This window comes from Bacillus sp. KNSH39 (genome assembly GCF_052656585.1).
The window spans coordinates 69,642-94,813 of sequence record NZ_JBQXYO010000001.1; the positions used below are offsets into that span (position 1 = coordinate 69,642).

Sequence of the window (25,172 nt, forward strand, 5' to 3'; positions counted from 1 at the left end):
AGAAGGAGAGAATTAAAAAGAATGGCACATAAAATTTTAGTAGTAGACGATGCGATGTTTATGCGAACGATGATTAAAAACTTATTAAAAAGTAATGCTGACTTTGAAGTTATCGGCGAAGCAGAGAATGGGGTAGAAGCGATTCAAAAGTATAAAGAACTTCAACCTGATATTGTAACATTAGATATTACTATGCCAGAAATGGACGGGCTTGAAGCATTAAAAGAAATTATTAAAATTGATTCAAGTGCAAAGGTTGTTATTTGTTCTGCAATGGGACAACAAGGTATGGTATTAGATGCAATTAAGGGCGGGGCAAAAGACTTTATTGTAAAGCCATTCCAAGCCGATCGTGTAATTGAAGCTTTAACAAAAGTAGCAAATAGTTAATATAGAAGGGGTGCCACAAGGAATCAAAACAGTGATAGCAGATCGACGTGTGGCCCCCTTTTTTCTCATTATAAAACACTAAATTGTTATACATAAATGAAATGTTTGTTAGACAGGTAGGGGATAAAAATGCAAACAGATCTATTAAATATATTTTTCGAAGAGTCAGAAGAACATTTACAGTCGCTAAATGAAAATGTGCTAGTGTTAGAGCAAAATCCTGCTGATATGGATGTTGTGGGAGAAATATTCCGCTCCGCTCATACATTCAAAGGTATGTCTGCGAGTATGGAATTTACGGAGATGGCTGATTTAACGCATAAGATGGAAAATGTGTTAGATGAAATTCGTCATGGAAATATAGTTGTAAATGCGGATATTATTGATGTGATTTTTGAGTGCATTGATAATTTGGAGAAGATGGTTGCAGATGTGCAACAAGGTGGAATGGGCAATATTGATGTAGCCTCAACTAAACAGAAATTAGAAGCGTTATTGAACGGCAATGTAGAAACTCCTACGGAACATATAGAGCAAAATCATATAGACAACGATGATGCAGTTTCGCATGAAGTGCATATAACAGTTGAACAGCAAGCGATTTTAAAAGCAGTACGTGCCATTATGTGTATTGAAGCATTGCAAAATGTAGGGAATATACAAAAAACAGCTCCGAGTATTGAAGAAATTGAAGCAGATGCTTTCGGATTTGAATTTACAGTATTTATGGATACGGATTGTAGTATAGAAGAATTGAAACAAGTAGTACTTCATGTTTCTGAAATTGAGAAAGTGGAAGTAAAGCAAGGAGAACCTATATCGAAGGAAGTAGCTTCTAAAAAAGTCGTTACACAAGAAGTTGTGCAAGTAGCAGAAAAGCTACAACCAGCTGTGGCTACGCAGGTAGAATCACCAATAGAGGCAACGAATCAACCTTCAAGTGCTATGCCAGCTAAAAGTACTACAAAAACGAAAAATGCTAAAGTGGAGAATCGTTCAATTCGTGTTCAATTAGAGAAAATCGAAAGATTAATGAATATGTTTGAAGAAAGTGTAATTGAACGTGGGCGCATTGATGAATTAGCTCAAACGATTCAAAACAAGGAGCTAATTGAACATTTAAATCGATTAGGCGATATTTCAAAAGATATTCAAAATGTACTATTAAATATGCGTATGGTGCCGATTGAAACTGTGTTCAATCGTTTCCCGCGTATGGTACGTATGTTAGCGAAAGATTTAGGGAAAAAAATCGATTTACAAATTACAGGTGAAGATACTGAAGTAGATAAAATTGTTATTGATGAAATCGGTGATCCGCTCGTTCATTTAATTCGAAATGCAATCGATCACGGTGTTGAAACTGTTGAAAAACGACGTGATGCAGGTAAAAATGAGACAGGTACGATTAAATTAGAAGCCTTTCATAGTGGAAATCATGTCGTTATTCAAATTACGGATGATGGAAACGGTATTAATAAAGGGAAAGTATTAGAAAAAGCGATTAAAAATGGCGTTGTAACTGAAGCAGATGCGAATAGATTAACAGATCGTGAAGTGTTTGATCTTATTTTCCAACCAGGATTTAGTACAGCTGAAGTTGTATCAGATCTTTCTGGACGCGGTGTCGGATTAGATGTTGTAAAACATACGATTCATAGTTTAGGTGGACATTTAATTATTGATTCTGAGGAAGGAAAGGGAAGTACATTTAGAATTGAACTTCCATTAACGTTGTCTATTATTCAATCTATGCTTGTTCAAACGAATGATAAGCGTTATGCTTTACCTCTTGGAAATATCGTTGAAGCAATTCGAATTAAGAGAGAAGACATCCAATCCTTACAAGGGAAAGATGTGTTAAATTATCGTAATCAAATTATTGAAGTGAAACATTTAAGTACTGTATTTGGTGAAAAAACAGTAGATGAGGCGTTTGCGTCATATGATGGTCAAATGGTTCCTGTGTTAATTGTTCGTAATACACATCGCAGCTATGGACTTATTGTAAACACAATTATCGGTCAAAGAGAAATAGTCTTAAAGTCATTAGGTGACTTCTTTGCAGAGAGTTCTAACTATTTCTCTGGTGCGACGATTCTCGGTGATGGACGAGTGGTCCTCATTTTAAACCCAGAAGGTTTATAATAGGAATGAAGGAAAGCTCCCCACTTGTATACAATTGGGGAGCTTTTTGGCTAATTGCTACGAATCTAATAATGGGATACATAGTAACGTTTTATACTAATGAGTTTGCTAAAATAAAATAAGAGTTTATATTATTTGATAGAAAAACAGAAATGAGGAGGCAGGGAAAATGCCTGAGCAACACACAAAAGGGGATACGAGCACGATTGTGCTAGAAAAAGAAAATGAGCATTTAACGCCTCAAGAATGCGATATTCTTGGCGAAATTGCAAATATATCATTTGGTTCAGCTTCGACTGTATTATCAACAATTTTAAATAGGCAAGTAAGCATTACTGCTCCTCGCATAGAGTTGGTAGATTTATATGATTCAAGAGATGTCGAAGTTCCACATGTTGTATTAAACATTCATTTTACAAAAGGATTAGATATGGAAAACCTTCTTGTCCTTAAGCAAGATGTTGCATTGTCCATTGCTGATTTAATGATGATGGGAACAGGTGAAATCGAGGACGGAAAAGAACTTGGTGAATTAGAGCTAAGTGCTGTACAAGAAGCGATGAATCAAATGATGGGATTCGCAGCTACATCTATGTCGGAATTCTTCCAAGATACAGTAGATATGTCTCCGCCGACGATTAAAGTTGTAAAGTTATCAGAAGAAATGGAGAAAATCTCTGAAATTGATGGGAATCATACGATTGTTAAAGTGTCGTTTGATTTAAAGATAGATAATCTTGTAAACTCTAAACTTGTACAAATTGTTTCAGTTGATCATGCGAAACAAATGGTAAATAAATTAATGCAATTATCTGGTGAAGTAGAAGAAACAGTCGAACCAGCAGAAGTAGTGGAAACTGAGATTGTAGAAGAACAAGTTGAAAAAGAGCATTTAACACAAGAAGAGAAAGATGTACTTGGTGAAATTGCAAATATTTCAATTGGTTCCGCTTCAACAGTATTGTCAACGCTTTTAAATCAGCCAGTTACAATTAGTACACCAAATGTGGAAGCAATCAATGTTCGTCATTATGATGGAGTACCAGTGCCATTTGTTATTTTAAATGTTGACTTTGTTGAAGGGCTAAAGAATGAGAATGTATTCGTATTTACGAAAGATGTCGCCTTAACAATGGTAGATTTAATGATGATGGGAACAGGGGAAGTTGATCCGGAAAAAGAGCTTACTGAATTAGAACTGAGCGGTATTAAAGAAATTATGAACCAAATGATGGGTCATGCTGCTACGGCGATGTCAGAAATGTTCCAAGAAAAAATGGACATGACGCCGCCAAATGTTAAATTTGTAACGTTAAAAGAAGAAATGGAGTATTTGGGAGAGTCAATGGAAGTGGACGAACTCGTTCAAATTACGTTCAATCTTGAAATTGGTGATCTGCTTCAATCGAAAATGTATCAAATTTTGCCAATTTCTGAAGCGAAAGAAATGGTAAGGCGACTTCTGTATCCAATGGTGGAAGAAGAAGAGATTGCCACAGAAGAAATTGAAGAAGAAAAAATTGTAGAACCAGTTGTGCAACCTATTGAATTTAAAGAAGTAAAACAAATGGAACCAGTATATATGGACACGTCCATTCTACAAAATGTAGAAATGAATGTGAAATTTGTATTTGGAAGTACAGTGAAAACGATTCAAGATATATTAAGTTTACAAGAAAATGAAGCAGTTGTGCTAGATGAGGATATTGATGAACCAATTCGTATTTATGTAAATGATGTATTAGTGGCGTATGGTGAACTTGTAAATGTAGATGGATTTTTCGGAGTAAAAGTGACGAAATCACTATAAGGCATTGAAATAGGAGTTTGAACTAGTAGATGAAAAACGTAAAGTTTTTTCTAATGAGTTGGCTAAGCATACATGTATGCTTGTTCTTCCCCTTGCAAAGTCAGGCTGAGGAACAAATTGAGTCAGATCAAAAAATAAATGAAGTGAATGTACAAGAAGAAAATAAGGAATCTCAAGAATCGTCAGAACAAGTGGAAACGAAACAAGATGAAGAGAAACAAAAAGAGGAGAAACAAAAAGAAGCAGAACAACAAGAAGTAGTAAATAAACAATTGAGTGAAAGAAAGATAGAAACAGAACAGGGAATTATTACAGTAAATAAGCCGGAGCTTAAAGTTGGCGAAGAGGTGCGAATTGCTGTAGAACCAAATGGGAAAAACATTCAAAGTATGAAAGGGATATTGCAGTTACAAAAAAATGGGGAGCAATATGCGCAAGAAAGAATGTTATCTTTTGAGTATGATGAAGAAACGAAGAGCTGGGTTGCTAACTATAAAGCAGGGGATTTTGATTTGCAAGGTGATTGGAATCTTCAGCTCGTTCAAAGTTACAAAGAGAATGAGAAAGAAGAGCTCATAAAAAATGAAGTGAAAGTCCCGCTCATTCGTATTAAAAATGAAACGCCAACTATAGATAAAGAATTGCCAAAGTTACAGAAAGTTACTATTGATGAAGTAAAAGAGAACTTAGTTGAACGAAAACAGGGAGATTCTATACATATACGAGTAAAAGCATCAGATATAGAATCGGTTGTAAAAGAAGTGCGCGTTACATTAAAAGGGAAAGAAAATAAAGAGCTTTCGTTTTTATTAGACTACAACAAGCATGATATGGATTGGCAAAAAGTATTTGAAATAACAGAAGCATTGCCGGCTGGGCCATACGAATTACTTGTAGAGATAATAGATGCAGCAGGTAATAAACTTGTTGAGGAAAGTGAATATACCATTTCTGTTTTGGTGCCAAAAAATGAAGATGATAAAAAGATAGAAGAGAAAGAAGATAAATTAGATAATAAACTAGAAAATGAATTAGAAGATAAGAAAGAAAATGAGAAGCAAGAAGATTCCAAAGTCAAAAACCCGGTTCCAGAAGAAAATTTGCCAGTTGTTCAAATTCCGAAGCGAGATGAGAAAGTAAATAAGTTTATAAAAGAACCGTTGGAAGAGAAAGAGGAATTTACTTACGTTATAAAAGAGCCGTTCGAAGACAACAAGGAAGTACATAAGGCGAAGGACCAAAAAGAGAAAAATAACAAACAAGTTGCCTCTAAAAAGAAAGAACAAAAAGAAGAACCGAAAGACAAGAAAGAAGAAAAAGGTGAACAGGGAGTGCAAGCTTCTGATGTGTTTACTATCATGTCAGGTTTATTCGTACTGTTTTTAGTTTTAAAGAGTAATAAAGAATGGGGCTAATTATTTCATAGTAGTGGAGGCGCTTAAATGGAGATTAAACGTACGACAATTGAAGATAAGGCGTTACAACCATTAAAACAGCCTGCAGCTATTTCGGAGCATGAAATCCAGAAAGAACGAAAGCGTAGCAATTTAGTGTTTACTGGACAGTCTAAAATTATTTCGAAAAATAATGAAATAGGCATTTTACTTGCAAGTTTAAGTGATGGAAAGATTATGAAGGAAATGCTTTCTAAAGAGATGGATACAGTGTTACAACTTTTTAAAAAGTTACATACGTTATCTGGAGAAGGTAAGCAAACCGAAAAAATATTTGAACAAGTAATTAGAAGCCTACAAGGGCTTGTTAAGCAGGCGCATATAAAAGAACTTCCTTTGTTAGATGGAACATATGATTTCGCTGAAGTACAACTATCATTTGGTAGAAAAGTACATATTCCGTTACTAGATGTGAGTGCACTTATCTCTAGAGTGGAAAGTGATTCTTCAGAAGGAAATATAAATTTGATGGTAACGGTTATTACTGCTTATATAACGAAATTGTCTAACGAAACAATTTTAATTAGTGTTACAGACCGCATTGCTAAAGATCGGGATGTAAGTGTATGGAGAGCGCTTGCGGAAATGAACATGACACAATTATCACAGGCATTGAAACAAACGATGCAAGAACATAAATGGTCTATGACGCTTCTTTTTCTCTTTATATGGATTGTCGGTATTATTTTAATTCGAGTTATGTAAAAAGGTCGTCACTCCATTGTGACGACCTCTTTTATATTTTTTCGTAGAAGAATGTATCAAATCGCTGAAGATTGTAACGCTCGGGTGTTAAAATTTGTTCCGTACTACCAACAAATAGTACACCGCCTTTTCGTAAAGAACGACTAAATTTTTCGTAAAGTTTTACTCTTGCTTCTTCTGTGAAATATATCATTACATTGCGACAAATAATCAAATCATAATTTGTATCGAATGACTGCATTAAAAGGTCATGTTGTTTAAACGAGACGTTTTGTTTAATGTTTTGATGCAATGAATATAGATCATTTTCTTTTGTGAAATGACGTTCTTTCAAATCAGTAGGTAATTCCTTTAAAGAACGTTCTGTATATTGACCGCGTTTTGCGGTTTCTAAAATATGAAAATCAAGATCTGTTGCTTGAATTTCAAAACGAAATGGAGCAAGATGCTTCGATAAAATTAAAGAGAGTGTATACGGTTCTTCACCAGCAGCGCAAGCGGCACTCCATACCTTTAATTTTCCGCTATTTTGTTCGAGTAATTTTGGTAGTGCTTTCGACTCTAAAGTTTGCCATCGTTCTTTATTTCTAAAAAACTCTGAAACGTTAATTGTAATATAGTCAATAAAATTTAAAAATAAATTTTGATCAGCGCGTAATTTGTTTAAAAAATTAGTGTAGTTTTCGAAGCCTTTTCTCGAAATGAAAGCATCGATTCTACGGCGCATTCTATCTTGTTTATATGAAGCGATGTCCATATTGAATTGTTGTTTAAAACTCGCGATAAAATGATCATAATCTTGTTCAATTATCATATTTACAATGGGCACAATAATGATATTGTGCCTCCCCCTTTACATCATACGAATTTTTTGTTCAAAGCTTTTTTTCATTTGCTTTTCATGTAATCCTGGTAAATCATAAATGACAGCATCAATACCTGCTTCTTTTGCAACATCGACAGGGATGACAGATGTATGTTTGTCCCCATTATAAAAACAGAGAACTAAATCAGTGTCTTCAATAATTTGTTTAACAAAAAACATATAATCTGATCGGTAAATGGAGTCAGAAGGATGATCAAAAGCAACATATTCGGCTCCGTGTTTTTTTAAGTAATCAACGACTTCTTGAAATTCATCTGTAATTGCTTGCAATGGTTGCAGCGTGTAAAGGCATAAATTTTGAGCGAGTCTTTCATTCTCAACGAAAAAACGAAGAACCTCATTTTCAATAGATTTATAACATAATATGTAAATTTTATGTTTGTGAGCATAGTCAGTTAAAAATTTTTTAATTTCTTCTTGATCTAATGCTGTTAATTGATTTGAACCACAAAGGAAAATATTCATAGAATTGTGCCACCTCATGCTAAATTGTAACATATCTTTTATAAAAAATAACTGCAAAATATTACTGTTCAGAGTATAATTATAAATAACTGGATTTTACGATTAAGTTTAGGAAGAAATAAAAAAATAAATAGGTGATATATATGCTACGTTCTATCTCGCATAATCCAATTTTATCGCATATACCGCCTGCTACTCAAATGCCGAAAGAAGCAAATGTCAGGACAGGACTTGCATTTTCGGATAATTTGCATGCAGATCCGAAAAAAGATAAATTACTAGAACAAATGGAAGCGTTTGTCGATAATATTGGAGAAATTAAAGAGAAAATTGAAATGGAATTAACGCTTGATAATGTAATGGAATACAAAAATACAGTAAAATCATTTTTGAATTTCTACGTTGATAATGTATTGCAGTATAAAGATGTCATGTCTCGTCACCCACGTTACGGATATTCACAGAAAATGACGATTGTGAAACAGGCAGAAATGGGATTGAATGAATTAGAAGATGTTATGAATTTAATTAACACGAAAACAGGACATTTAGAAATGTTAAATCAAATTGGAGAAATCCATGGCTTAATTGTAAATTTAGTCTTGTAAAAGGAAGGAAGCTATATGTACATACAATTATATGAAAAGCTTGTTATTATACAAAAAGCGTATGAAAATATTCAAGCGCTTGGAGAGCAAATATATGAGAATTTAAAAAATAAAAATGTAAATGCAGTTCAAAAGTTACAAGTAGAGCAATTGCAGTACATTGATGGTTTAAAAGGGTTATCAAGCTCATTTGAAGAAATGGTTGTTCAGTTCTGTAAAGAACAAGGAGTTGAATCGTTTCGTGTAAGTGCGTTATTTTCGTATTTTTCTCAAGAAGAAATTGAAAAAATGAAAGAATTACAAAAAAACGTAACTGAATTAGAAGAGAATGTAAAAATGATTCTTTTGAAAAATCAATATTACTTAAACGTACTATTAAAAACTACAGAAAGTATTGTGGATTCTGTTTCTGAATATAATTTAGAGCGAAACAATAATTCGCAAATCTTTATGAACGAACTATTGTAAAGGAGAAGTGAAGCTTTATGAGATTATCTGATTATAATACACCGCTATCGGGCATGTTAGCGGCTCAAATGGGGTTACAAACAACGAAACAAAACTTGTCTAATATTCATACACCAGGTTATGTTCGTCAAATGGTGAATTACGAATCTGCTGGAGGGAGTAAAGGGTATGCACCAGAACAAAGAATAGGGTATGGTGTACAAACGTTAGGTGTTGATCGTATTACAGATGAAGTGAAGACAAAGCAATATAATGATCAAATGTCACAGTTCTCTTACTATGCATATATGAATTCTACTTTGTCGCGAGTAGAGTCTATGGTAGGAACGACAGGTAAAAATTCATTATCTAGTTTAATGGATGGGTTTTTCAATGCTTTTCGTGAAGTTGCAAAAAATCCGGAGCAATCAAATTACTACGATACATTAATTGCTGAAACGGGGAAGTTCACAAGTCAAGTAAGTCGTCTCGCGAAAAACTTAGATACAGTGGAAGCACAGACGACAGAAGATATTGAAGCGCATGTTAATGAATTTAATCGACTTGCTGCTAGTTTAGCAGAAGCGAACAAGAAAATTGGACAAGCTGGTACACAAGTACCAAATCAACTATTAGATGAACGTGATCGTATTATGACAGAAATGTCTAAGTATGCAGATATAGAAGTATCGTATGAAGCTACAAATCCTAATATTGCAAGTGTTAGGATGAATGGTGTTTTAACTGTAAATGGTCAAGATACATACCCACTTCAATTACAGAAGGATAAAAAGCCAATGTCTGTACAAATATCTGGAACAGATATCCCATTAAGTGGTGGAACAATTCTATCGGCAATTGATACGAAAGCAAAGATTACAAATTATAAAGATAATCTGAATGAGTTTGTAAATTCGTTAAAAAAACAAGTGAATAATACTATGAAGAAAGAGCTTTTTGTAGGAGAAGATGCGAAGAAGCTTGAATTGAATCCTGATTTTATAAAAGATATTTCAAAAATGAAAATTTCGGCTGAAACTGCCAACAACCTTGCGGCTATTACAGATAAAGGCTATAAGGATGGACTTACATATAAGCAAGCCTTAGATCAATTTTTAGTTGGTGTAGCCTCTGATAAAAGTTCAGTAAATGCATATCAAAATATTCATAAGGATTTATTAGAAGGTATCCAGCAAGAAAAGATGAGCATCGAGGGCGTAAATATGGAAGAAGAAATGGTTAATTTAATGGCCTTCCAAAAATACTTCGTGGCGAATTCTAAAGCTATAACTACTATGAATGAAGTGTTTGATAGTTTGTTTTCGATTATTAGATAAGGAGTAGTCATGTATAGTTGGTAATTGGAAATATTTAAGGAGGAGATAGAAATGAGAGTATCTACATTTCAAAATGCAAACTGGGCAAAGAATCAGTTGATGGATTTAAATGTGCAACAGCAATACCACCGAAATCAAGTAACCTCAGGGAAGAAAAACCTTCTTATGAGTGAAGATCCACTTGCAGCAAGTAAATCATTTGCAATTCAACATTCATTGGCAAATATGGAGCAAATGCAGAAAGATATAGCGGATTCGAAAAATGTATTAACACAAACTGAAAATACTTTACAAGGTGTTTTGAAATCTTTAACGAGAGCAGACCAATTAACAGTACAAGCGTTAAATGGTACAAATAGTGAAAAAGAATTGCAGGCTATTGGTGTAGAGATTGATCAAATTTTAAAACAGGTCGTCTATTTAGCGAATACAAAAGAACAAGGTCGTTATATTTTCGGTGGTGATAGTGCAGAAAATCTGCCATTTACAGAAGATGGTACGTACCAGGGTGGAAAAAATGATGTGAACTGGAAACTAAATGACGGTTATGAATTCAAAGCGTTCCGTAACGGTGAAGCATTATTATCCCCTGTTATAAAAACGTTAAAACAGATGAGTGAAGCGATGCAAAACGGTGACCAAAAAGCACTAAAACCGTTATTAGAAGGAAATAAGCAAAACTTAGATGGCATCATTAACCGTACAACTGAAGTTGGTTCAACAATGAACACAATGGAGACGTTTAAAACAATTTTAAGCGAGCAAAATGTAGCACTTCAAGAAAACCGTAAAGAAATTGAGGATGTTGATTTAGCGGTCGCAATTTCTGATTTAGCTTATATAAACGCAACGTACGAAGCGACATTAAAAGCTGTTAGTACGATGAGTAAAACGAGTATTTTAGATTACATGTAAATGATAAGGAGTGAAAAATATGGCAGGAACAATATCTGATTATGGTGGCAGACAACAAATATGGAATTTAGGAAATAACATAATAGATACAAAGAAGTTAGTAGATTTAGAGTTACAAGCATTGGAAATGAAAAAATCACCTTATACTACACAAAAACAAACATTAACAAATGAAAAAAACGTGTATGCAAGCATGAAAAAAGAATTTGGAAATCTTGTACAAGTGTTCAAAGATTTATACGCATTTAAAGGTGATGAAAAGAAAACAACTTTATCCAAAGATGGTTTTATGAAAGCACAAGCAGACGCTGCTGCAATTCCTGGAACATACACGATTACAGTAGAACGGGTAGCTGAAAGACATCAAATAACTACAGCTCCACTTACTCCTTCAAAAACTCCTGAAGGTATGGAGCAAAAGTTTAGTTTAGATTTAAAACTGGGAGTAGATGATGTATTTCAGATAAATGGAAAAGAAGTTAAAATCTCAAAAGATATGACGTATAAAGATCTTGTCAATAAGATAAATAATGGGAATTATGGTGCATCAGTATACACATTAGGGGATCAACTATTTTTCACATCGACTACTGCAGGAGAAGCTGGAGAGCTGAAATTAACGGATGGCGCCAATGGTTTTTTACAAAATATAGGGTTAGTTACTTCTGCGAAAAATCCGGATGGAACGAATGTTGTTGCACATCAAGTGACAGGAGCAATAAATGCTGAGTATACAATAAACGGAATAAAAGGAACTAGTAAAACAAATAAGATTGATACAATTCCAGGATTAACCATTAATTTAGAAAAAGAAACTACAGAGCCAATAAAATTAACTATTGAAGATTCTGATATAAAAAATTCAATAGATTTAATAAAAAAAATGAAAGACGAGTATAATAAGGCTGTTAAAAGTTTGGATTTATTTGCTGGAGAAAATGGAGTAATGCAAGGGAGTAATGTGTCATTTGCTATCAATAATGCAATGACAGGTATTTTTAAATTTTCCCAAGATGATAAGTATTTATTTTCTTTTGGAATTCAAATTGATAAAAAAGGCAATATGACTCTTGATGAAGAAAAATTAAAAACAGCTTTTAAAGAGAATCCGGAATCTACGAAACAATTTTTCTTTGGTTTAAATGGTTTAGGTCATGATACAGAGAAAAAGTTAGATGGGATATTTGGAGATGAAGGAATTATTGGGAAACGTTCTAAAAGTATTGAAAAGCAAGTAACTGATTTAGAGAGAAAAATTCAAGATATTGATACAGTTAATAAGGAAAAACAAAAAACAATTATTGATAAATATGCAAAATTAGAAAGTCAGTTAGCATTGCTTGATAGTCAGTTGAAGACAATTCAAGCAATGACAAAAACAAAAAGTGATGACTAATGAAAGCTGAGGAAGTGATTGTATGCAAGCATGGCAACGTTATATGCAAAATGATATTATGACCAGTAATCCAATTAAAAATACAATATTTATTTATGAAAGATGCATCATTGAGTTTCGTAAATTGGAAGAACTTTTAAATACATTCAAACTTCAAGATGGTGATGAACTTCTTGAAAAGTTAGAACGTATATTTGAAGAGTTGAAGCTCCAGTTAAATCCTGATATTACGAAAGATTTATACGATAGTTTATTTGGTTTATATGATTGGATTAGCATTCAAATTCAAACGATGAAAGTCACGCGTGAAGTAAAAGACATTGATGCCATTGTGCAAGTGTTACAAGATTTAATAGATGGATACCGTGGAGCGCTTGAAAATGAACAATGATATTTATCGAACGTTTGTCAGTTGTTTTAATGAAATCGGTGAATTACAAGTGTCAGATGAAGAGTTTGCTGAGAAGAGTGAGATGTTAAATCGCTGGATGATGACACTAGATGAAGAAAGACGTGCACAAGTTGCAGCAGAAGTAAGCCCATTCATTATTAAGGCAGCACAGCACATTCGAGATAAGCAAAAGATTTTGGAAGAAATGATAATGGCAAATGATGGGCGAATGAAGGCTAATTCATTTTACGGTAAATATTAATAATAATGTCTGGAAACAGATTCCCCTTTTAAAAGGGGGTCTATTCCTTCGTTTACATAAAGAACTCCGCTGATTGAGGTTTCATTTTATGACTGTGATGAAACAATAATAGTAATCTAAATAATAGAAAAATGGACTTTAGTTTGTAGTTTATATATTGAAATGTTCTATAGATTACTATGTGTATACAGTTTTTTTGCATTCTTTTTTATATTTTTGTATTTTTCTAAAGACAACAATGAAAAAATGGAATAAAATATGTAAGGGTACATAATAGTAAATATTTTAATAAATGCATATAAGAAAATAAATAATGAAGTGAAACTTCTATCAGTGGATCATTACGTTAGAAAAGGAAGGGTGTGGAATATGCCAGATTTAGTGAGTGATGTAAGCCATTATATGAATTATTTAGTGACGAAACGAAATACTGTTTCTAGTAATATTGCAAATGCGAATACACCTGGCTATAAAGCACAAGATGTAACATTTGCTGAGCAGATGAATAAAAGTAGTGCGTTATATAAAAATAATGCGGCTGATTTAAAGAGCAATCCAGATTTATATCAAACGAATGAAATGCACTTACCGACAGTAAATACGAAAAATACATATGCAAAGATTCAAACAAAATCAATGCAAACGAATAAAGACGGAAATAGTGTGGATGTAACGACAGAAATGCTAGATTTAATGAAAGCAAATCAGTTATACGGTATTTCAATTAACGCAATTAATACACAATATGCAATTAACCAAGCGGCACGCGGACGTTAAAAGTAGAGGGAGAGACAACGGATGTTTCAGGCAATTAATGCAAGTGGCTCAGGGCTAACGACAGCGAGAAAGTGGATGGAAGTTACTTCTAACAATATTGTAAATGCAAATACGACGGCGGCTCCGGGGACAGATTTATATGAGCGTCGTAGTGTGGTGCTAGAATCAAACAATAGTTTTGCAAGTATGCTAGATGGGGCTCCTACTAACGGAGTAAAAATAAAAAGTATTGAAGCAGACAAAACGGAAAATTTAGTGTATGATCCGACGCATCCGCACGCAAATGAAGAAGGATATGTACGTTATCCAAATATTGATGTAACTGCTGAAATGACGAATGTAATGGTTGCTCAAAAAATGTATGAAGCGAATACGAGTGTATTAAATGCGAATAAAAAAATGCTTGATAAAGATTTAGAAATCGGCCGAGGATAAGGGGGAAGATCGTAATATGAAAATTCAACCAATGTTACATACACAACCATTTGGAGCAATTCAGTCAATTGGTGCACCGAAAACTTCTCAAACATCTGTAGTTGAGGGGAAAAAGTTTATTGATTTATTGGAAGATATGAATCAAACGCAAAACAATGCACAAACAGCAGTATATGATTTACTAACTAAAGGGGTAGGAGAAACACATGACGTTTTAATTCAGCAAAAGAAAGCTGAGTCTCAAATGAAAACGGCTGCTCTCGTACGTGATAATCTTATTGAAAATTATAAGTCACTAATTAATATGCAAATTTAGGAAAGTGGACGGGTGTGTTTAAATGGAAAAGATGAAAAATGTTATCCAATCGTTAAAAACGTGGCATAAGTTAGTAATCGGTGCTGCGCTTTTAGCGATTGTAACAGGAGCACTTTTATACTTCACCTTGCCAGATAAATATGTTGTTGTATATCAAAATTTAAATGATGCAGATAAACAAGAGATTACAGCAGAATTATCGAAGTTAGGTGTCGATTACCAATTAGCGGCCGATGGTTCAATTCGTGTGCAAAAGAATGATGCTCCATGGGTTCGAAAAGAAATGAATGGGATGGGCTTACCGTTTAATTCGAAAAGCGGTGAAGAAATTTTATTAGAAAGCTCTCTCGGTTCAAGTGAACAAGATAAAAAAATGAAGCAAATTGTCGGTACGAAGAAGCAATTGGAACAAGATATTGTAAGAAACTTTGCGACAGTTGAAACGGCAAATGTTCAAATTACATTGCCTGAAAAAGAGACAATTTTTGATGAAGAAAAAGCGAAAGGAACAGCGGCGATTACGGTTGGAGTGAAACGTGGCCAATTGTTAACGGCTGATCAAGTTGCAGGTATACAGCAAATGATTAGTGCAGCGGTTCCTGGTGTGAAAGCAGAAGAAGTAAGTGTTATTGATAGTAAAAAAGGTGTTATCTCAAAAGGAGCAGATGAAGCACATTCTAGTAGTTCCTCTTCTTATGAGAAAGAAGTAGAGATGCAGCACCAACTTGAAGGTAAATTAAAGCAAGATATTGATGCAACGTTAATGACGATGTTTAAACCGAATGAATATAAAGTGAATACGAAAGTATCTGTAAACTACGATGAAGTTACACGTCAGTCAGAGAAGTATGGTGATAAAGGTGTACTTCGTAGTAAACAAGAGCAAGAAGAAAGCTCTACTGCGCAAGAAGGGGCAGATACGAAGCAAGGTGCTGGTATTACAGCGAACGGTGAAGTGCCAAACTACGGTACGAACAATAATCAAAATGGTAAAGTTGTCTACGATAATAAAAATGGCAACAAAATCGAAAACTATGAAATAGATAAAACAGTTGAAACAATTAAGAAACACCCAGAATTAACGAAAACGAATGTTGTTGTATGGGTAGATAATGATACGTTAGTAAAACGAAGAATTGATATGACAACTTTTAAAGAAGCAATCGGAACAGCGGCAGGACTTCAAGCTGATCCGAACGGTAACTTTATAAATGGTCAAGTTAACGTTGTAACTGTTCAGTTCGATCAGCCGAAAGCTGAAAAAGAGAAAGAGCCAGAAAAAAGTGATATGAACTGGTGGTTATTCGGTGGAATTACAGCTGGCTTATTAGCAATCGGTGGTATAGTATGGTTCTTATTAGCAAGACGTAAGAGAAAGAAAGAAGAAGAGGAATATGAAGAATACTTAGCAGAAGATGAAATTGCTGCAAGTAATGAAAGTATCTTGGAAATTCCTGAAGAAAAAATAGTGCCAGAGCCAAAACCTGAACCAGAAGAACCGAAAGAACCAACGTTAGATGAACAAGTGCAGGATGCTACGAAAGAACATGTAGAAGGTACTGCAAAAGTAATTAAAAAATGGTTAAACGGACAGTAAGGGAGGAACAACGATGTTAGATGAAATCTCCTCCAAAGAAAAAGCTGCCATCCTCATTCGTACATTAGACGAAGGGGTGGCAGCAAAAGTCATTGAATATATGACAGCTGAGGAAAAAGAAGTATTACTTCGTGAAATTGCGAAGTTTCGTGTATACAAACCAGAAACGTTAGAAAATGTACTAGGAGAGTTCTTATATGAATTAAATGTAAAAGAATTGAACTTAGTCACTCCAGATAAAGAGTATATTCGTCGCATATTTAAAAACATGCCAGAAGACGAACTGGAAAAATTATTGGAAGATCTTTGGTATAACAAAGATAATCCATTTGAATTCTTAAATTCACTTACAGATTTAGAGCCACTTCTTACAGTGCTTAATGATGAGTCACCACAAACAATTGCAATTATCGCTTCTTATATTAAACCGCAACTTGCGTCTCAATTAATTGAGAGATTGCCAGATCATAAGCGAGTAGAAACGGTAATGGGTATTGCGAAACTAGAACAAGTTGATGGTGAATTAATTAATCAAATTGGTGAGTTGTTAAAAACGAAATTAAATAATATGGCATTTAGTGCAATTAATAAAACTGATGGCTTGAAAACAATCGTAAACATTTTAAATAATGTTTCACGAGGTGTTGAAAAAACAGTCTTTCAAAAGCTGGATGAAGTCGATTATGAGTTATCTGAGAAAATTAAAGAAAATATGTTTGTCTTTGAAGACTTACTTGGTCTTGAAGATCTTGCGCTTCGCCGTGTATTAGAAGAAATTACAGATAACGGTGTTCTTGCGAAAGCACTTAAAATTGCAAAAGAAGAAATTAAAGAGAAATTATTTACATGTATGTCTTCAAACCGTAAAGAGATGATTCTAGAAGAATTAGATGGCTTAGGACCGCTTAAGATGACGGATGCTGAAAAAGCGCAGCAAACGATTACTGGTACAGTGAAAAAGCTAGAGAAAGAAGGAAGAATTATCGTTCAAAGAGGTGAAGAGGATGTCCTTATTTAAAAACAGAATTCCGAAGAATTCTGTTTCTTTTTCTGAAGAAACGTATGAATTACAATTTCCAAAACCAGCTTCAGTCCAAATAGAAGAGGAAGAATTACAAGCAGATCATGCAGAGCTTCGTGCCCAGCAAGAATCATTACATATGGAAATGAATCAGCTAAGGCAAGAGCAGCAAATGCTAGAACGAGAGCGTCAGCAGTTATTACAAGATAAAGAACAATTTCAAATGCATATTCATGAACAAATGGAACAGATGGAAGCAGCGCGTGTGCAGTTTCAAAAAGAACAACAAGAAATAGCATATGAATGGACAGAGTTATTATGGGATCAATCATTTCATTTAGCAGAAAAAATCGTGAATCAAGCGGTAGATTCACGATTGCTTGATGTGCTACCTATTTTAACTGGCATCGTGCAAACATTGCCAACTTCGTTTGAAAAATTAATCATTACAGTACATCCAGAAACGTTTGAACGTATTCAAGAAGAGAAGGAGAATACGAAAGAATATTGGTTACTACAATTAGTAGAATGGAAATATGATTTCTCCCTGCAGTTTGGTGAATTTGTTCTGGAAGAAGAGAAAGAGTTCTTTGAATTTAAATTTGCACCTATATTTGCGAAACTTCGTCAGAAATGGGAAGAAGAGAAGTTATTTGAGGAGCAAAATGTATGAGCCGCCTGTTAATGAATGAGAACGAAAAATGGAATAAGTTCATTGAAACACCGCTGTATACGAAAGTAGGCAAAGTTCATAGTGTACAAGAACAGTTTTTCGTAGCAAAAGGGCCGAAAGCGAAGATCGGAGATGTTTGCTTCGTTGGAGAACATAACGTCTTATGTGAAGTGATTGCCATTGAAAAAGAAAATAATATGCTACTTCCATTTGAACAGACAGAAAAAGTATGTTATGGAGATTCAGTGACACTAGTTTCAGAAGATGTTGTTGTACCACGTGGTAATCACTTGCTCGGAAAAGTGTTAAGTGCAAATGGTGAAGTGTTAAATGAGGAAGCTGAAAACATTCCATTACAGAAAATAAAACTAGATGCACCGCCTATACATGCATTTGAACGTGAAGAGATTACCGATGTATTTGAAACAGGAATAAAATCAATTGATTCTATGCTAACAATTGGTATCGGTCAAAAGATTGGTATTTTTGCTGGGTCAGGTGTTGGTAAATCAACTTTACTTGGAATGATAGCAAAAAATGCAAAAGCTGATATAAACGTTATTAGTTTAGTAGGAGAACGTGGCCGGGAAGTAAAAGACTTTATTCGAAAAGAGTTAGGCGAGGAAGGGATGCGAAAAAGCGTCGTTGTTGTAGCGACGTCAGATGAAAGTCATCTTATGCAACTTCGTGCAGCGAAACTTGCAACGTCTATTGCTGAATACTTCCGTGATCAAGGTAATAACGTATTACTTATGATGGACTCTGTTACTCGTTTTGCCGATGCACGAAGAAGTGTTGATATTGCTGTTAAAGAGTTACCGATTGGTGGTAAAACACTGTTAATGGAAAGTTATATGAAGAAGTTGTTAGAGCGGTCTGGGAAAACACAGAAGGGATCTATAACAGGTATTTATACGGTGCTTGTTGATGGGGACGATTTAAATGGTCCTGTACCAGATTTAGCACGTGGTATTTTAGATGGACATATCGTATTAAAGCGTGAGCTTGCAACGCTTAGTCATTATCCTGCAATTTCAGTATTAGATTCAGTAAGTAGGATTATGGAAGAAATTGTTTCGCCACATCATTGGCAACTTGCAAATGAAATGAGAAAGATTTTATCAATTTATAAAGAAAATGAATTGTATTTTAAGCTAGGAACGATTCAAGAAAATGAAGAAAATGCTTATATTTTTGAATGTAAAAATAAAGTAGAAGGCATAAATACATTTTTAAAGCAAGGTCGATCGGATAGTTTCCCATTTGATGATATCGTTGAAGCGATACAGCATATAGTATAAGGCCTCTGCATAAGAGGTCTTATTTTTTTGTTTTTTAATATTTCACAGATTTTTTTGGAAAAAAACTATATAATAGAAAAAGAGAACGTTATAATAGAAAGGGGTTATGAAAACAGGTGGATAAACAGCAGTACGACACAATAAAATTGCAAATAAATCAAGAAAAAGAGCATATTTTAAAAGAAGTGTATGAATTAACAGCTGAAAAAAGAAAAATAGAACAAAAAAAAGAATATGATTTATATGTTGTGAAATCGCGTAGTAAAGTCGTACAAACTGGGCAACGTATTATGGCTGGTATGCTTTCTTCACATACGTTTTCACCTGAAAGAATAGAAGAATGGAATCGGAAAATTAAAAAAACGGAAGGTTTTATTCAAAAAAATGAAAGTCTTTTAGAGCAAGTAAAAGAAAAAGAACGTGTCATTGATGAGATGTATCAAGAAGATTGCAAAAAGCTTGCGAAAGCACAAGAAAAGCTGGAAGAAAAAATGCTTCTGGATTTGAAAATGTGTATGAATGGATGAGGTGAATGTAGTGATACAGTCTGTATTACCGGTGCAACAAAGTTTACCTCCGCAAAAAGAAAAAGGGCTAGAAGTACAATCAAAAAATGAAGATTCTTCATTCGATCGTACGATGAGAATGGAAAATAAAAAACAGCCGCAAACGGAGAAAACGAAACGAGAAGAAGCACCAAAAGAAGAGAGAAAAGATTATATTCTTTCTAAAAAATCGGTAACGGAAGAAGAACCTATTGTAAAGAAAGAAGAAAAAAAGAGACAGAACAGTTGTTATTAGCTGTATCTGAGCAAATGGTTGCAATTGAGCAATTACATGTGCAGCCGGAATTGTTATATCAATACATACAAAAAATACAAGAGCTATATAAAGAATATGGCAATATTAAACTTAATGAATTACCTGCAGCTGAATTACAACAATTACAAGAACTTCTTTCAAATATGAATATCAAAAATGCTATATGTTTAGAAGATACAATGCAAATGGTATTAGACAAAATGAAGATGCCAGAGCAAACGATGCAAGCATTGAAGGTTGTAGAAACAGAAACTTGTAATATTGCAAAGGAACAAGAAGAGTCTAAAGAGGTAGATCTTCCGAAACTTGAGAGCGATGATGCAAAGGTAGAGTTGCCAGAAGTTGATGCATTAAACGATTCGAGCTCTGCAGGTGCAGAATTATTAAATAAAACGACGAGTACCGAACAAATAGGGAAATCAAATAGTGGTGCTGAGAAAGTTTCATTACCTGACTTAGGAAAGAAAATGGAAGCGCAAGTAGAAGCGCTGCAAAAATTTGTAGTGAAACAAGAACGTGTTTTATTCCAGTTAAATCCAGAAAAACTTGGTACATTAACAGTGTTTATGAAAAAACACGGAGATCAAATTGACGTTCACGTAGAAATGGAAAAACACGATGCGAAAAAACGTGTTGAAATCATTTTTGATGAATTGAGATTAAAGTTAAAAGAAAAAGAAATCAATATTCAAATTAGCTATTCAGATAAAGATGAAAATCGTAAAGAACAGCGAGAACAAGAGCAAAGGCAAAAACAGAAATTAGCAAATACAAATCATGAAAAACAACAATCAACAAAATTTGCGGGATTATTGGAGGAATAACGCGTGCCAACAGTTGGATTAAATACAACGAGTACAAATCATATTCCGTTACAAGCAGGAGCGCAAACAAAAAACGCATCTGTAAATGGTGTGCAATCGCCAGTTCAACAAACAAACGGAGTATCAGCAAGTAATCAAAAAACACCCGGTATTATGGATAAAGATGATTTCCTGAAACTTTTTTTAGCGAGCTTTCAACATCAAGACCCGTTTAATGCGATGGATATGAACCAAATGATGAATCAAACGGCTCAACTATCGCTTATGGAGCAAGTACAAAATATGACGAAAGCAGTAGATAAACTACAATCAACGATGTATACGACAGCTCTTGATGGTGGGATGAAATTTTTAGGAAAGTATGTTAGAGGTATAAACAATAAGGGGGAGCAAGTGACTGGTCAAGTGGAAACAGTTCGACTTGCCGAAAATAACGATGTACAACTTATTGTTGATAATCAAGTTGTCTCACTTCGTTTTGTAGAAAGGGTTTCAGATAAACCGATAGCAGAAGCAAATCCAGAAGATGAGAAGAAAGATGATATAGAAAAAAATGAAGAGGTTAAGCAAAATTAATAAAAGGAGTGTATATAGGTTATGATTAAAGCGTTATATACAAGTATTACAGGGATGAATGCAGCACAAAATGCATTAAGTGTTACTTCAAATAATATTGCAAATGCACAAACAGTTGGATATAAAAAGCAAAAAGCTATTTTTGATGATCTGCTATATAATAATACGGTTGGTTCACGTGGGGATGGTGCTTATGCTGGTACGAATCCAAAGAGTATTGGTAACGGTGTAAAGTTTAGTGGGACATCTACAGATTTTAGTGATGGTTCTATTACTTTAACTAGTGATAAAATGGAGACAGCCATAGAGGGAAATGGTTTATTTTTAGTTGGCGATCGTAATAGCGGAAATGTAGAGTATACGAGAAAAGGGTCTTTCGGTGTATCGAAAGATAACTATGTTACAAATACAAGTGGTCAGTATGTGCTAGGGTATGGTGTGAAAACAGGAACTCAAGAAATAGATTTTTCTTCACGACCAAGTCCAATTCATATTCCAATGGGATCAGCTGTTGGTGGGATTCAAACAGATAAAGCAACAATAGGTGGAAACCTTCCTAGAAATCAAAATGCATTATCTCACGAATTCACAGTTTTTGATGAGGAAGGGAACTCGTTAACGTTACGTGTAAATATTAAACAAAAGACTACAAAAGAGACTGTAGATGGTAAAGAAGTTGAAAAGCCTGTGCCAGGTGAATATACGTATACAGTTTCTGTAAGAAATGATTCTAAAAACGAAAAAGAGTTTAAGCCGGTTGAAGGCATGACGGGCGAAAAAAATCTTAAATTTGATACATTAGGAAATCTAAAGGAGACAGATGAAGCTGTACAAAAAAATCCAGTAACTGGTGAAATTACTAAAGGTGGAACGGTTAAAATTCCTTTTGGTAAGGGACTGACACTGGACTTAAGTGGTTTAACAAATTATCCGACAGGGAAAACTATTTCTACAACAGAAGTAACGGGGCGTCCAGCTGCAATTGCAAATGACTATTCAATTTCTGACGGTGGTTTCGTTATGATGAGATATTCGGATGGTAGTATGAAGGTTGTAGGACAACTAGCTGTAGCTACATTCCCTAATTCAGGTGGATTAATGAAAACTGGGAATGGCAATTACATTGCCACACCATCAGCAGGGATTCCAGGGATAGGTGTTGCTGGTGAGAATGGTGCAGGTAATGTAAGGGGTTCAGCAAAAGAAAGTTCAAACGTAGATTTATCTGTAGAATTCGTTGATTTAATGTTATATCAACGTGGATTCCAAGGAAATGCGAAAGTAATTAAAGTGTCAGATGAAGTATTAAATGAAGTTGTAAACTTAATTCGATAATATATTATAAAGAAAGATCGTAATGTAGTAGAAAGGGTTTTTATTCGTATGACAAGACAAGAACGAATTTTACAATTGCCATTTTTCGAGAATAAACGTGAACTTGCTGAGCAAGTGCTAAAAATGGAACGAGAAGAGCATGTATATTTACCAGATCAATTTGAAATTAAGCAAGTGCCCCCGTATTCATTTGCTGAAAAGAAAGCGATTATTGGTCGTATTCATGAGTTTTATTTCGTCAGTGTTGGCAGTGATGGCGCATGGAAGTATCAACTGTTTAAGGACGAGATGAAGTGCCGTGAGTTTTTTGTTACATTATCAGGCATTACAGATCAGCAAATTGCGTTTTGGTTCAACAATATCGAGTTGCTTAAAGGCGCTTAAAAATGTTTTTAGGCTTAGGTGGCTCGGAGCTGTAAGAAGAGAACTATAGAAATCTACTGGAATGGTTGAACAATAATCTCTTTATAGCAAGCCAGTACTTTTTTATAGCCTGTGAGTTGTGACAATAGGGCAATGAAATGAGAGTATGCTAGTTTCATTTCATATGTTTGTGATGATAGATTTTTATAAAAGGAGAGGTGAGGAGGATGGCGCAAAATAAGTATCGCGTTACATTCATTTCGCCGAGTGAGGTTGAGCAGCGGACTGTAATGGCAGCGAATAGTTTGCCAGATTTAATTCGTAAAGTAGAAAGTATTATCGCAGATCCAAATGGTTATTTTGTGAATGATAAAAAAAATAATTGTTATTTTAAAGTGATTAAAGAAAATGTTACGTTTATTCAATATGAGTTACTATTTTCGGATAAGGAAATTCATATTGAAAAATTAAAACATATAGCACCAGTAGTATTAAAACGATTATTCGAAAAAATAAATGACCCGGAACTATATGCACTCGCGCTACTTGATGTTGATATAGCAACGAAAGAATATGTGCTAGCAGAAATGAATTCAGAGCTGAGAATAAGAGTAGAGACGGAGCTTTCGAAAAAATGGGAAGCAATGCCGACGGAAATTGTAGGAGCACAAGAAGTGTTATTAGAGGCACTTGCTTCGTTTATACAAGATTAATTGTTTTTTAATAAAATGAATCGTTCGACTATCTATGTTTTTTATATAGGTAGTTGACTTTTTCTCTTTTATAAAGCTTAATAATTAGATATACGGAATTAATGGAAGGGGAGCGACACCTTTATGTCACAAGCACAAAGTATTTTATTAGAAAGCGGAACAAATGAATTAGAGATTGTTACGTACACTGTTGGTGAAAACTTATTTAGTATTAATGTAATGAAAGTACGTGAAATCATTAATCCATTCCCTGTTACAACTGTGCCAGAATCTCATCATGCAGTTGAAGGTGTTGTTCAAGTACGTGGTGAAATTTTACCTGTTATTAACTTGGCAATGGCTCTTAATTTAAAGTCAACAAAGCCACTTGATCAAACGAAATTTATCATCTCAGAATTAAACCAAATGAAAGTTATTTTCCGCGTTGATGAAGTGCATCGTATTCAACGTATTTCGTGGGAACAAATTGATGAACCAGCTTCATTATCTATGGGACTAGAAGAAACGACATCTGGTATTGTAAAACTAGATGGCAAAATCATCTTATTATTGGATTATGAAAAAATTGTATGTGAAATTAGCGGCACTGGTTATGACAATAAATCAATTGCAGGGTTAGAACAAAAAACAGATCGAGCTGAAAAAGTAATTTATATTGCAGAAGATTCAGCGATGCTTCGTCAAATATTAGAAGAAACATTATCATCAGCTGGATATACGAAAATGAACTTCTTCAGCAATGGTGCAGAAGCGTTAGCGCAAATTGAAAAATTAGCGAAAGAGCAAGGCGAAAAAATGTTTGAACATATTCACTTGCTAATTACGGATATTGAAATGCCAAAAATGGATGGACATCATTTAACGAAAGTGGTTAAGGATAGTGAAGTAATGAATCGTTTACCAGTCATTATTTTCTCTTCATTAATTACAAATGAATTATTCCATAAAGGTGAAGCTGTAGGAGCAAATGCTCAAGTAAGTAAGCCAGATATTCAAGAGCTAATTGGTTTAGTTGATAAGTTAGTGCTTTAAAAGCTTCTATTTAGCCGGAATAGAAGCTCTAGCCAAGTGTTGAGCGGTCAGTGCTTAATAGAGCCCTATGCGATGTTGAGATATAGGTAACTAGAAGAGCTGGTGTATAACATTTTTCTATTTAGTAGGAATAGAGGAACTACTTATGTAAGGAAGTTTTCAGTGCTTAATAG

The 25,172-nt window shown here is 34.3% G+C and carries 27 protein-coding genes and 1 pseudogene; 26 read left to right on the forward strand and 2 right to left on the reverse strand.

What is annotated here, in order from left to right:
- Positions 1-21 precede the first annotated feature (21 nt).
- From ACUL40_RS00330 to ACUL40_RS00350, 5 genes are all read left to right on the forward strand, one after another.
- On the forward strand, positions 22-390 hold the full coding sequence (locus tag ACUL40_RS00330; RefSeq protein WP_000940565.1) for a response regulator: 369 nt from the start codon (positions 22-24) through the stop codon (positions 388-390).
- Positions 391-519: 129 nt separating this feature from the next.
- A complete protein-coding gene (locus ACUL40_RS00335; RefSeq protein WP_063219997.1) occupies positions 520-2,538 on the forward strand; it encodes a chemotaxis protein CheA in 2,019 nt (672 codons plus the stop codon).
- A gap of 169 nt (positions 2,539-2,707) precedes the next feature.
- Positions 2,708-4,348, forward strand: coding sequence for a flagellar motor switch protein (locus ACUL40_RS00340; RefSeq protein WP_001115001.1), 1,641 nt, complete (start codon positions 2,708-2,710; stop codon positions 4,346-4,348).
- Positions 4,349-4,377: 29 nt separating this feature from the next.
- Positions 4,378-5,763 carry a transglycosylase gene (locus tag ACUL40_RS00345; protein WP_100650693.1) on the forward strand — a complete coding sequence of 462 codons (1,386 nt, stop codon included), beginning with the start codon at positions 4,378-4,380 and terminating at the stop codon, positions 5,761-5,763.
- Positions 5,764-5,790: 27 nt separating this feature from the next.
- Positions 5,791-6,507 (forward strand): hypothetical protein, encoded by a 717-nt coding sequence (locus tag ACUL40_RS00350; RefSeq protein WP_000403950.1) that lies wholly within the window; start codon positions 5,791-5,793, stop codon positions 6,505-6,507.
- A 31-nt stretch (positions 6,508-6,538) separates the two neighbouring features.
- Here the strand turns inward: ACUL40_RS00350 and cheR are convergent, their stop codons facing one another.
- Both cheR and ACUL40_RS00360 read right to left on the reverse strand, forming a co-directional pair.
- Complete coding sequence (cheR, locus tag ACUL40_RS00355) at positions 6,539-7,321, reverse strand: protein-glutamate O-methyltransferase CheR (RefSeq protein ID WP_000582879.1); 783 nt, start codon at positions 7,319-7,321, stop codon at positions 6,539-6,541.
- A 39-nt stretch (positions 7,322-7,360) separates the two neighbouring features.
- Positions 7,361-7,858 carry a flagellar motor switch protein FliG gene (locus tag ACUL40_RS00360; protein WP_001020110.1) on the reverse strand — a complete coding sequence of 166 codons (498 nt, stop codon included), beginning with the start codon at positions 7,856-7,858 and terminating at the stop codon, positions 7,361-7,363.
- 143 nt (positions 7,859-8,001) lie between these two features.
- Between ACUL40_RS00360 and ACUL40_RS00365 the strand changes: the two genes are divergently transcribed.
- The 21 genes and pseudogenes from ACUL40_RS00365 (at position 8,002) to ACUL40_RS00465 (ending at position 24,999) form a co-directional block, all read left to right on the forward strand.
- Positions 8,002-8,466 (forward strand): YaaR family protein, encoded by a 465-nt coding sequence (locus ACUL40_RS00365; RefSeq protein ID WP_000946323.1) that lies wholly within the window; start codon positions 8,002-8,004, stop codon positions 8,464-8,466.
- Positions 8,467-8,481: 15 nt separating this feature from the next.
- On the forward strand, positions 8,482-8,934 hold the full coding sequence (locus ACUL40_RS00370; protein ID WP_000275879.1) for a hypothetical protein: 453 nt from the start codon (positions 8,482-8,484) through the stop codon (positions 8,932-8,934).
- A 17-nt stretch (positions 8,935-8,951) separates the two neighbouring features.
- Positions 8,952-10,250 (forward strand): flagellar hook-associated protein FlgK, encoded by a 1,299-nt coding sequence (gene flgK / locus ACUL40_RS00375; RefSeq protein WP_001239697.1) that lies wholly within the window; start codon positions 8,952-8,954, stop codon positions 10,248-10,250.
- 51 nt (positions 10,251-10,301) lie between these two features.
- Positions 10,302-11,165: a flagellar hook-associated protein 3 gene (locus tag ACUL40_RS00380; RefSeq protein ID WP_001266409.1), complete on the forward strand. Its 864-nt coding sequence runs from the start codon at positions 10,302-10,304 to the stop codon at positions 11,163-11,165.
- Between the two features lie 19 nt (positions 11,166-11,184).
- The gene (locus ACUL40_RS00385) at positions 11,185-12,561 is read left to right on the forward strand and encodes a flagellar hook-associated protein 2 (protein WP_000929220.1); all 1,377 of its coding nucleotides are present in this window, start codon (positions 11,185-11,187) and stop codon (positions 12,559-12,561) included.
- A gap of 22 nt (positions 12,562-12,583) precedes the next feature.
- The gene (locus tag ACUL40_RS00390; RefSeq protein ID WP_001149504.1) at positions 12,584-12,952 is read left to right on the forward strand and encodes a flagellar export chaperone FliS; all 369 of its coding nucleotides are present in this window, start codon (positions 12,584-12,586) and stop codon (positions 12,950-12,952) included.
- The gene (locus ACUL40_RS00395) at positions 12,942-13,214 is read left to right on the forward strand and encodes a hypothetical protein (protein ID WP_001058084.1); all 273 of its coding nucleotides are present in this window, start codon (positions 12,942-12,944) and stop codon (positions 13,212-13,214) included. Before ACUL40_RS00390 ends, ACUL40_RS00395 begins: the two co-directional genes overlap by 11 nt.
- 318 nt (positions 13,215-13,532) lie before the next feature.
- Positions 13,533-13,991 carry a flagellar basal body rod protein FlgB gene (flgB, locus tag ACUL40_RS00400; protein ID WP_370445031.1) on the forward strand — a complete coding sequence of 153 codons (459 nt, stop codon included), beginning with the start codon at positions 13,533-13,535 and terminating at the stop codon, positions 13,989-13,991.
- A gap of 21 nt (positions 13,992-14,012) precedes the next feature.
- A complete protein-coding gene (gene flgC, locus ACUL40_RS00405; protein WP_000484685.1) occupies positions 14,013-14,426 on the forward strand; it encodes a flagellar basal body rod protein FlgC in 414 nt (137 codons plus the stop codon).
- Positions 14,427-14,442: 16 nt separating this feature from the next.
- Complete coding sequence (fliE, locus tag ACUL40_RS00410) at positions 14,443-14,742, forward strand: flagellar hook-basal body complex protein FliE (protein ID WP_000701672.1); 300 nt, start codon at positions 14,443-14,445, stop codon at positions 14,740-14,742.
- A gap of 22 nt (positions 14,743-14,764) precedes the next feature.
- The gene (locus tag ACUL40_RS00415; RefSeq protein WP_000413929.1) at positions 14,765-16,339 is read left to right on the forward strand and encodes a flagellar M-ring protein FliF C-terminal domain-containing protein; all 1,575 of its coding nucleotides are present in this window, start codon (positions 14,765-14,767) and stop codon (positions 16,337-16,339) included.
- Positions 16,340-16,352: 13 nt separating this feature from the next.
- Positions 16,353-17,357: a flagellar motor switch protein FliG gene (gene fliG, locus ACUL40_RS00420; RefSeq protein ID WP_000883356.1), complete on the forward strand. Its 1,005-nt coding sequence runs from the start codon at positions 16,353-16,355 to the stop codon at positions 17,355-17,357.
- Positions 17,344-18,033 (forward strand): FliH/SctL family protein, encoded by a 690-nt coding sequence (locus ACUL40_RS00425; protein ID WP_000051695.1) that lies wholly within the window; start codon positions 17,344-17,346, stop codon positions 18,031-18,033. The genes fliG and ACUL40_RS00425 overlap by 14 nt, the downstream gene beginning before the upstream one ends.
- Positions 18,030-19,334 (forward strand): flagellar protein export ATPase FliI, encoded by a 1,305-nt coding sequence (locus tag ACUL40_RS00430; protein ID WP_000088691.1) that lies wholly within the window; start codon positions 18,030-18,032, stop codon positions 19,332-19,334. Before ACUL40_RS00425 ends, ACUL40_RS00430 begins: the two co-directional genes overlap by 4 nt.
- 116 nt (positions 19,335-19,450) lie before the next feature.
- Positions 19,451-19,861, forward strand: coding sequence for a hypothetical protein (locus ACUL40_RS00435; protein ID WP_000360855.1), 411 nt, complete (start codon positions 19,451-19,453; stop codon positions 19,859-19,861).
- Positions 19,862-19,871: 10 nt separating this feature from the next.
- Positions 19,872-20,980, forward strand: a pseudogene (locus ACUL40_RS00440) (flagellar hook-length control protein FliK).
- A gap of 3 nt (positions 20,981-20,983) precedes the next feature.
- Positions 20,984-21,556: a flagellar hook assembly protein FlgD gene (locus ACUL40_RS00445; protein WP_048657002.1), complete on the forward strand. Its 573-nt coding sequence runs from the start codon at positions 20,984-20,986 to the stop codon at positions 21,554-21,556.
- Positions 21,557-21,577: 21 nt separating this feature from the next.
- The gene (gene flgE, locus ACUL40_RS00450) at positions 21,578-22,891 is read left to right on the forward strand and encodes a flagellar hook protein FlgE (protein WP_000588310.1); all 1,314 of its coding nucleotides are present in this window, start codon (positions 21,578-21,580) and stop codon (positions 22,889-22,891) included.
- A 48-nt stretch (positions 22,892-22,939) separates the two neighbouring features.
- Entirely contained in the window at positions 22,940-23,275 is a 336-nt protein-coding gene (locus ACUL40_RS00455; protein ID WP_000198176.1) for a DUF3964 family protein, read from the forward strand.
- Between the two features lie 206 nt (positions 23,276-23,481).
- Positions 23,482-23,967 carry a hypothetical protein gene (locus ACUL40_RS00460; protein WP_000068301.1) on the forward strand — a complete coding sequence of 162 codons (486 nt, stop codon included), beginning with the start codon at positions 23,482-23,484 and terminating at the stop codon, positions 23,965-23,967.
- 123 nt (positions 23,968-24,090) lie between these two features.
- Positions 24,091-24,999, forward strand: coding sequence for a chemotaxis protein (locus ACUL40_RS00465; protein ID WP_000075943.1), 909 nt, complete (start codon positions 24,091-24,093; stop codon positions 24,997-24,999).
- The last annotated feature ends 173 nt before the right edge of the window (positions 25,000-25,172 follow it).